This is a genomic window from Prevotella sp. P4-51, from assembly GCF_002251455.1.
GTDB lineage: Bacteria > Bacteroidota > Bacteroidia > Bacteroidales > Bacteroidaceae > Prevotella.
On sequence record NZ_NPJM01000047.1, the window covers coordinates 1 to 1,326 of the forward strand.

At 45.1% G+C, this 1,326-nt stretch carries 1 protein-coding gene; it reads right to left on the minus strand.

The genetic code is table 11. The annotated features are described in order from the left end of the window. On the minus strand, positions 1 to 1,165 hold a 1,165-nt coding region (locus CIK94_RS06190), incomplete at its 3' end, for an IS1380-like element IS612 family transposase (protein WP_094421951.1). Positions 1,166 to 1,326: the final 161 nt, after the last annotated feature.

The following is a 1,326-nucleotide window of genomic DNA, read 5'->3' on the forward strand; positions in this document are numbered from 1 at the left end:
ATTGCCTTGCAGTCATGATCCACTTGGCAGGTACGGAGATGAATCTGAAGACAAAAGCCTTTATGCGACTCGTTTTCTTGAGCCCAAAAGCCTTGGTGTCAAGCCTGCTCATGATGGTCTTGTAGAAATTGTGTATCAATGCAGTAAGCAGAAGAAAGACAGTATTCTCCGCCATGAATGACTTGGGGAGCCTGCTCCAACCGAATCCGTTGTTCATGTCGTCAAAGATACGTTCCTTGCCGCCACGCAGATTGTAGAATTCAACAATGTCCCTTGTCGATGACTTGTAATCGTTGGTCAGAATACAACGGTAAGTGTATTCGCCTTCCCACAGGTCAAGGTCGCCACTGTTGCGTCTTTGTCTCTGGATGACAAGACGATAGCACTTGCCTTCCCATTTCTCAACGAGAATGGAATTGAGTTCGAACTGGATGCCGTTAATCTCCTCCGTCTTCCATCCTCTCAGAGCAAAGATGTCATTGTAGAGCGAACTGCATCGGTTGGCACGGATGTAGAAATGTTTGCAATGCTTCTCTATCTCACTGACGATTTCCTTCGAGCAGGAACCGCAGTCTGCCCTGAAGCGATTTACACGGATGTTCTGGGATTCCAGAAGAGCGAAGAATCTCTTATGGGTGTCTGCCTGATGAAAACGCACATTCGTGTTACCATCGCTGTTCTCGATATAGACTATCTTGTCACCGATAACATATACGCCAGGCCTGTAGCCGAGGAACTTTTTGTAGGTCGGTTTTGCATCATACTTCTCCGTTTCAAGGAACTGATGGTCAAAGTCAACATCGTATTCCTCAATTTCCTTCAACTCGCCTGTAGAAACCAAAGCGTTTATAAGCAATGTGTTGAGTTTGTCTGCAGTATTGAAATCATAGGTCTTGCCTTGGTCGGAAGTATAGGAGATGTTTTCCTGTGTCAGTTCCTTGATGGCTCTGAGGATGGTATCAGAGCTGCATGTACGAAGGGTAGGATGATACGAGAGATGGCGCATCAGTTGTGACGTTACATCTTCCACGCATGAGCCGCCACAGAAATAAACGCTCATCAGCGAACGGACTATCTCGCTGAACTGATATCCGAAGATACTGCTGCATCTCTGACCCAGTGTTGAGTCGATAACGGGTGAAAGCATGGAGTCAAATTTCTCCATGATTGAAAAAATTCCTCCAAAAGGTGTGAGTTTTTCGAATTTTATTTGTTCCTTTGCAGCGCCTTGTTACGATTTTCGCTTGTTTTCTAATTGCAACACTAAGATAAGTGAAAAATCTGACACGGCAAAATCCTAGGCAACTTATTGTTGCTCAGGAACTT